7 protein-coding genes are annotated in these 7,453 nt (G+C 68.9%); 1 reads left to right on the top strand and 6 read right to left on the bottom strand.

What is annotated here, in order from left to right; all coding sequences use genetic code 11:
* From M0R80_10330 to M0R80_10305, 6 genes are all read right to left on the bottom strand, one after another.
* A partial coding sequence (locus M0R80_10330) for a glycosyltransferase (protein ID MCK9460024.1) occupies nucleotides 1-1,013 on the bottom strand: 1,013 nt, incomplete at its 3' end.
* Nucleotides 1,010-1,924: a dTDP-4-dehydrorhamnose reductase gene (gene rfbD / locus M0R80_10325; GenBank protein ID MCK9460023.1), complete on the bottom strand. Its 915-nt coding sequence runs from the start codon at nucleotides 1,922-1,924 to the stop codon at nucleotides 1,010-1,012. The genes rfbD and M0R80_10330, both read right to left, overlap by 4 nt.
* Nucleotides 1,921-2,499: a dTDP-4-dehydrorhamnose 3,5-epimerase gene (rfbC, locus tag M0R80_10320; GenBank protein MCK9460022.1), complete on the bottom strand. Its 579-nt coding sequence runs from the start codon at nucleotides 2,497-2,499 to the stop codon at nucleotides 1,921-1,923. The genes rfbD and rfbC overlap by 4 nt, the downstream gene beginning before the upstream one ends.
* Nucleotides 2,499-3,380: a glucose-1-phosphate thymidylyltransferase RfbA gene (gene rfbA, locus M0R80_10315; GenBank protein ID MCK9460021.1), complete on the bottom strand. Its 882-nt coding sequence runs from the start codon at nucleotides 3,378-3,380 to the stop codon at nucleotides 2,499-2,501. Before rfbA ends, rfbC begins: the two co-directional genes overlap by 1 nt.
* The gene (rfbB, locus tag M0R80_10310; protein MCK9460020.1) at nucleotides 3,377-4,435 is read right to left on the bottom strand and encodes a dTDP-glucose 4,6-dehydratase; all 1,059 of its coding nucleotides are present in this window, start codon (nucleotides 4,433-4,435) and stop codon (nucleotides 3,377-3,379) included. Before rfbB ends, rfbA begins: the two co-directional genes overlap by 4 nt.
* Before the next feature lie 9 nt (nucleotides 4,436-4,444).
* On the bottom strand, nucleotides 4,445-5,533 hold the full coding sequence (locus M0R80_10305; protein MCK9460019.1) for a CapA family protein: 1,089 nt from the start codon (nucleotides 5,531-5,533) through the stop codon (nucleotides 4,445-4,447).
* A gap of 140 nt (nucleotides 5,534-5,673) precedes the next feature.
* Between M0R80_10305 and M0R80_10300 the strand changes: the two genes are divergently transcribed.
* Complete coding sequence (locus M0R80_10300; protein MCK9460018.1) at nucleotides 5,674-7,449, top strand: hypothetical protein; 1,776 nt, start codon at nucleotides 5,674-5,676, stop codon at nucleotides 7,447-7,449.
* Nucleotides 7,450-7,453 lie beyond the last annotated feature (4 nt).

Below are 7,453 nucleotides of genomic sequence, written 5' to 3'. Positions count from 1 at the left end.
TTCCGATCTGGGATCGTGTCGGCGTTCAGATCCCAGCGGATGAACCTGGTCATGTTCGCGGGGTCGGGCTCCCGCAGGTCGAGCCCGACGACCGTGCACCCCTTGCCCTGGAGCTCCCGCGCCACGAGCCCCGGGCCGCAGCCGATGTCGAGGACCTTGGATCCCTCGGGCACGGCGTCGATCGCGGCGGTGTGCGAGGACGAGTAGCCGAGCTTGACGTCGTACGGCTCCGCCCCGCCCTCCACGTCGTACTTGCGCTGGTACTTGAGGCCGGCCTTGTGTGCCCGGGACGCGAGCGTCGCGACGACGACGTCCTTCGCGTACTTCACGCCGTTCACGTAGCACACCTCGTCGCCGTAGTAGGTCGGCATCGGGATCTCGAGGATGCGGCGCTTCCCGAGGACCAGCTGGACGATGATCTCGGTGTCGAAGTGGAAGTCGTTCGAGTTGAGCTGGAACGGGATCTCGCGCAGCGCCTGCACGGAGTAGGCGCGGAACCCCGAGTGGAACTCGCTGAGCCGCGTGCCGAGGACGGCGTTCTGGAACGCGGTCAGGATCTTGTTCCCGACGAACTTGTACATCGGCATGCCGCCCTTGAGCGCGTCGCCGCTCACCGCCATGCGCGTCCCGAACACGGCGTCCGCCTCGCCCGCTGCGATCGGCGCGATCAGATCCGGCAGCTTCTCCGGCGCGTACTGCCCGTCCCCGTGCAGCAGGGCGACGCTGTCGAAGCCGTGTCGCATCGCGTATTCGTAGCCGAGCTTCTGGTTGCCGCCGTACCCCTGGTTCACGGGGTTCTGGAGCATGGTGAACGCGTACCGCGTCGCGGAGGCGGCGCGCTCCCGCCCGACCTCGAAGGTCCGGTCGCGGGAGGCGTCGTCGATGACGAGCACCTCGGTGTCGTACGCGTCGAAGAGCGCCGCCGGGATCCGGTCGAGCACCTTGAGCAGCGTCGACTCGGCGTTGTAGGCCACGACGAAGACGAGCAGCCGGTGTTTCCGTTTCTTTCTCACGCGACTCGCTCCTCGAGCCCGGATGCGCCCGCCAGGGCGAGCCCGAGCTGCACCCGCCAGTCCGGCAGGGCGATCCCCGCCGCGGCTTCGAGCCTCTTTCCAGAAAGGACCGAATAGGTCGGCCGCCTCGCGGGCGTCGGGTACGCGGAAGTGGGGATCGCCTCGATCTCCGGCCGCTCGCCTCGTCCCCCAGCGGCGGCGGCGTCGAAGATCGCCTGCGCGAAGCCGTGCCAGCTCGTCTCGCCCCCGGCGGGCAGGTGGTAGACGCCGGACGGCACGCCCTCGCCTCGGAGCAGATCCCGGCACAGGACAGCCGACGCCTCGGCGATCAGGCGGCACCACGTGGGGCTGCCGATCTGATCGTCGACGACCCGCAGCGACTTCCGCTCGCGCCCCAATCGCAACATCGTCAGGAGGAAGTTGTGCCCGCGCGTCCCGTACACCCAGGCGAGACGGAGGATGACGTGGCGGGCGCCCGATCTTCGGACCGCCTCCTCGCCCTCGAGCTTGGTGCGGCCGTACACGCCGGTCGGCGACGGCGCGTCCTCCTCGAGGTAGGGCTCGCGCTTGGCGCCGTCGAACACGTAGTCGGTGGAGTAGTGCAGGATCGGCGCTCCGAGCCGCGCCGCCTCCTCCGCCAGGATCCCCGGCGCCGCGGCGTTCACGGCGCGCGCGACGTCGGCCTCGATCTCGGCCTTGTCCACCGCGGTGTACGCCGCCGGGTTCACGATGAGAGACGGGCGCAGCCCGCGGACGAGATCCTGGATCGCGTCCGGATCGCAAAGATCGACGTCGCCCACGTCCACGGCGCGGATCTCGCCGAGCGGGGCGAGCGCGCGGACGAGCTCGAACCCGACCTGGCCGTCGCGGCCGGTGACGAGGATCCTCGGCCGTGAACCCTGGCCGCTCAAAGGCGCGATCCTGTCGGCGGCACGTAGATGGGGAGCTTCTCCTTGGGGATCTCCGCGAGCCTCGGCGCCGCGCGATCCTTGGCGGACAGCTCCGGCGCGGCGATCGGCCACGCGATCGCGATCTCCGGATCGTCCCACGCGACACCTCGGTCCGCCGACGGATCGTAGTACGCGGTGCACTTGTACGCGAACAGGGCGGACTCGCTCAGCACGGCGAACCCGTGGGCGAAGCCCGGCGGGACATAGAGCTGGCGCCGGTTCTCGCCCGAGAGCTGCGCGCCGATCCACTTTCCGTACGTGGGCGAGCCGACGCGAATGTCGATCGCAACGTCGAACACCTCCCCGGTGAGCACCTGGACGAGCTTCCCCTGCGGGTTCGGCCACTGGTAGTGCAGGCCGCGGAGCACGCCCCCACGCGAGAGCGAGAGGTTGTCCTGCACGAAGCCCTCGGGCGCGATGCCGGCGGCGGCATACGTCTCCTGTCTGTGGGTCTCGACGAAGGATCCCCGCGCGTCGCCGAAGAGCTGCGGCTCGACGATCAAAACGCCCGGGATCTCGGTCTCGAGGACGCGCATCAGCCGCGCTCCTCGTCGAGCAGTCGGAGAAGATATCTGCCGTACTCGTTCTTGGAGAGCGACTCGCCGAGCCTGCGGAGCTGCTCGTCGGAGATCCAGCCGCGGCTCCACGCGATCTCCTCCGGGCACGCGATAAGCAGGCCCTGGCGCTGCTCCACGGTCTCCACGAACAGCGACGCCTGGAGCAGCGACGCGTGGGAGCCGGTGTCGAGCCAGGCGTTCCCGCGGCCGAGGCGCTCCACGCGCAGCGATCCGTCCTCGAGGTACAACCGGTTCAGATCCGTGATCTCGAGCTCGCCGCGCGCCGAGGGCGTGAGGCTCTTCGCGAGCCCGACCACCCGCTCGTCGTAGAAGTACAGCCCCGTGACCGCCCAGCGCGACCTCGGCTTCGCGGGCTTCTCCTCGAGGGAGAGGGCGCGTCCGTCCGGTGCGAGCTCGACGACGCCGTACTCCTGCGGCCGCTCGACCCGGTAGGCGAACACGGTGGCGCCGTGCTCGAGCTGTGTCGCGCGCTCGAGCGTGTCCGAGAGCCCGTGGCCGTAGAACAGGTTGTCGCCGAGCACGAGGCCGCACGATCCGCCGCCGACGAACCGCTCGCCCACGAGGAACGCCTGCGCGAGGCCGCCCGGGTCGGGCTGCACCGCGTACGAGAGCGACAGGCCCCACTGCGCGCCGTCGCCGAGGAGATCCCGGAACGCCTGGCTGTCGCGCGGCGTCGTGATGATCAGCACCTCGCGGATCCCCGCCAGCATGAGCGTGGAGAGCGGGTAGTAGATCATCGGCTTGTCGTAGACCGGCAGGAGCTGCTTACTCGTCGCCAGCGTCACCGGGTGGAGGCGCGTGCCCGCGCCGCCGGCCAGAATGATCGCCTTTTTTATCATCGCGCGGTCCTTCCGGAGTAGTTCGTCTCCATCCACTTGCGGTACTCGCCCGTTCGCACGCCGTCGATCCAGCCCGGGTTGTCGAGGTACCAGCGCACGGTGCGCTTCATCCCGGTCGCGAAGTTCTCGCGCGGCTCCCAACCCAGCTCCGCGCGGATCTTCGCCGTGTCCATCGCGTAGCGGAAGTCGTGCCCCGGGCGATCGGCGACGAACGTCACGAGGCGGCGCAGCGCCGCCGGATCCTTCCCGGTCCCCTCCGCGACCGCGTCGCAGATCGCGCGCACGACGTCGAGATTGGCGAGCTCGCACGAGCCGCCGATGTTGTAGGTCGTTCCCGGCGCGCCGCGCGTCGCCGCGGCCATGATCGCCTCGCAGTGGTCCTCGACGAAGAGCCAGTCGCGCACGTTCGCGCCGCGGCCGTATACCGGGAGCGGCTTGCCCTCGAGCGCGTTGAGGATCATGAGCGGGACGAGCTTCTCCGGGAACTGGCGCGGGCCGTAGTTGTTCGAGCAGTTCGTGACCACGACCGGCAGCCCGTACGTGCGGTGGTACGCCCGCACCGCGTGATCGCTCGCCGCCTTCGACGCGGAGTAGGGGCTGCTCGGATCGTACGGCGTGGTCTCCTTGAAGGCGCCCTCCGCGCCGAGCGAGCCGTACACCTCGTCCGTGCTCACGTGGTGGAACACGTGGCCGTCCGCCGTCTTCCAGAGCTGGCGGCACGCCTCGAGCAGGTTCACCGTGCCGATGACGTTCGAGAGGAAGAACTCCCGCGGCCCGTGGATGCTCCTGTCCACGTGGCTCTCGGCGGCGAAGTGGAACACCCAGTCCGGCTTCACCTCGTCGAACAGGGCGCGCACGGCCTCGACATCGGCGACGTCGACGCGCGCGAACTCGTAGTTCGGCGCGTTCGCGATCTCCGCGACGCTCGCGGGGTTCCCCGCGTACGTGAGCTTGTCGACGTTGACGAACTTCGAATCCGCCATCTCGGGAACGAACCGGACGAGGAAATTCGATCCGATGAACCCGCACCCGCCCGTCACGACGATTTTCGGCATGGTGACGCTCTACTCGCGCCCGTTCGCGACCGGCAGATCCAGGATCCCCCTGCCGAACTCGTCGCCCATCTTCGTGTCGAGCTTCGCCGACTGCGCGACGAGCTTGTCGACGGCGCCGTACGTGTTGGCCGTGCCCATCCCGATGTTGCTCGACCGCCGACGCAGCTCGATCGGCTGCGCCTCGACCCAGGAGAGCGCGCCCCCCGCGAGGTGGATCCGGTAGACGAACGCCTGCTCGATCGAGTCCTTGGCGACGTTGCAGCTGAAGAGGAGGCCCGGGTTGTAGACGACGAGCCCGCCCCCGTGCGCCTCGATCCCCTCGAAAGCTCCCGCAAAGTGGCCGAGCACGACGTCGACCCCGGCGTCGTCGATCAAGGCGTGCGCGATCTTGCGGCGTGCGGCCGAGTCCTGTTTGTCGGCCCATCCCACGACCGCAAAGGAGAGCGCGCCGCGATCGCCGTCGCCCGAAAAGGCCGCCTTCGCGGCCGCCACCGCAGCATCGGCTCGATTGGTCTCGTACGCGGCGATGACCTCGTTGCGCGGCGCCCGATCGACGAAACCGAAGCCGACGATCGACGCCTTCGTGTCGCCGATCGCGGTCCTGTGCACCAGCGGCGCGCCGTCCGCGCCCGCGAGCCCGACGGGGGCGATCCCGGCGTCGCGCAGCACCTGGACGGTGGTCTCGGCGCCCGCCTCGTCCGCGAGCGCCAGCCCCCGTGTGCCGAGGCTGATCAATCGAAACCCGGCGAGCCGCAGCACCTCGACGAGCTCAGGCCGCGGGCCACTCGATTCGTCGCCGAACGGCGCCTGGAGGGAGGCCATCGGCGTGGGCCTTCGGCGCGTCACGTCCGGCCCCTTGAGGAGCTCGAACACCCGCATCATCGGCTTGCGCAGGGACGATCGAAGATCCAACAGCGAGGCGGTGGTCTTCTCGTTCACGTACCGATTCAACGGCGTGCCGATGTCGAGCTCGCCGCCATACGTCAGCTGGTCTGCCCTGCTCCGGATCTTGACCTCCGGCGGCGTTGCGCCGCCGCGGTCGCACGCGGACGGCAACAGCGCGAGAATGCTCACGAACAACAAAGCCGCGCGCCTCATTATCACCTCGCCTCCCGTTGACTCGCAGAGGTCCCCTCTTTATCATATGTGTCGTTTCCAGCCAACCGAAGCTTGGGCCGCATCGGATCGGGAGAGCGAACGTGCATAGAAAAAACCGAATTCTTTCGCTGTATTGTTTGGTGATTACAGCAACGGTGGTCGTCGGGACCGGCTGTGGCGACGGGGAGAAGGAGGTCTCGAAGTACGTCATCGAGCCCTGGGTCGGCGACGGCAAGACCGCGATCCTCGTGGACATCTCCCACCAATGGGAGGCGCGGCCGGACTTCGTGCTCGATGATTACGAGTTCCGATATTGTCACTCCCAGTCGACGAGTCGTCTGCTCGGCAACCTGATGCTTCACGACTTCCGGTACCGCGAGCTGCGCGAGGGGCCGCTCGACTACGCGATCCTCAAGCAGCACGACGTCCTGTTCTTCAACGTCCCGACCCTGAAGCCCGGCGGCCGCTCGGTCCCGGACAGGCCGTTCTCCCGGCTGGGCGACGAAGAGATCGCGGACATCGTTCGGTTCGTGGAGGAGGGCGGCGGGCTCTTCGTGGTCGCGGAGCACAACAACGCCTACGACAGCTCCGAGGTGCTCAACCCGCTGCTCGCGCACTTCGGTGTCAAGGTGCCCGCGGCCTACGCGCGGGAGCCCGGGGAGACGGAGTACGCGATCGGCAACACCCAAATCCTCCTGCGCATCCGCAACTGGAAGGAGCACCCGGTGAGCCGCAAGGTCCGAGTGACGAGCTGGATGGGCGGCGCACCGCTCGAGACCGAGCACGGCATCGCGTTCCTCTCCGACAACGGGCACGCGGACGAGGGCAACTACATCACCCTGAAGCCGTCGAAGGAGTCGAACCGCCGCGTGGATCCGGGCGAGCGCACAGGTCCGGGGATCCCGCTCATCGCGGCGGTCGAGAAGGGCAAGGGCCGCGTCGTCGTCATCGGGGATCACAACACGCTGGGCGTGCAGTGGCTCGGGGTCGGGGACAACTACCGCTTCGCGATGAACGCCTTCGCGTGGCTCTCCCAAAGGGAGGACGAGCAGCCCCACATCGCGGACGCCCCGCAGGCGGGCGTGAAGATCGGGTTCGACCTCACGCACACCCTGTGGAACATCGGCATCAGGAAGAGCAACGGCTTCCACCCGATGTTCATCAACTTCTCGCGCGACGAGCGCGTGGCGCCGCTCGGGCTCGTCGATCTCGACGAGCCGGCGGACGTCCTCGTGCTGACGGATCCGCCCGAGAAGTACAGCGCCTCCGACCTCGACATCCTGGCGAAGCGCCTCGCGCAGGGGCAGCGGATCGTCCTCGTCTTCGATCCGTCCACTCCGCAGCGCGGGACGGCGCAACTCCTCGCGCACTTCCTCCCGAACCTCTCGATCTCTACCGGGGGGAGCACGATCTCTCCCGCACAGCTCGTCTCGCGGACGCAGCCCGAGGTTGCCCGGCTCACGGGAGCAGCGCTCCCGATCGTGGCGCCCGATCTCTCGATCCGGCGCGATCTGAAGGCGGCGGCGGTCCTCCCCGCGTCCTTCGGCGGCTCCGGGAGAAATCGCGCCCCGAGGGACATCAAGGGCGGGACGCCGTTCCTGCTCGACGTCGTCGTCCGCGGCGGCGCGCGGCTCGCCGACGCCACCGCGCCGGACGGGCACGCGGTCACGGTGGCGCGCCGGTTCCCGGTGAAGGGCGGCGAGATCGTCCTCATGCCCCAGGCGGCGATGTGGGGGAACGACACGTTCGGCACGATGCGCGACGAGCCCGTGAACGACACCGCGTACGGCGCGCACGATCTGCAGCTCGCGTTCATCAGGTGGCTCGCCGACTCGGTCCCGGCGATCGCTCCCGCGGCGCTGCTCGCAGAGGGCGCCGACGCGGGCGTGGAGGACGCAGGATCGCCTTCGCGCTAGGCGC

The organism is Pseudomonadota bacterium (assembly GCA_023229365.1).
Classification (GTDB): domain Bacteria; phylum Myxococcota_A; class Polyangia; order JAAYKL01; family JAAYKL01; genus JALNZK01.
Note: the sequence above shows the minus strand (reverse complement) of the source record. Positions and strands in the feature narration are given on the sequence as shown.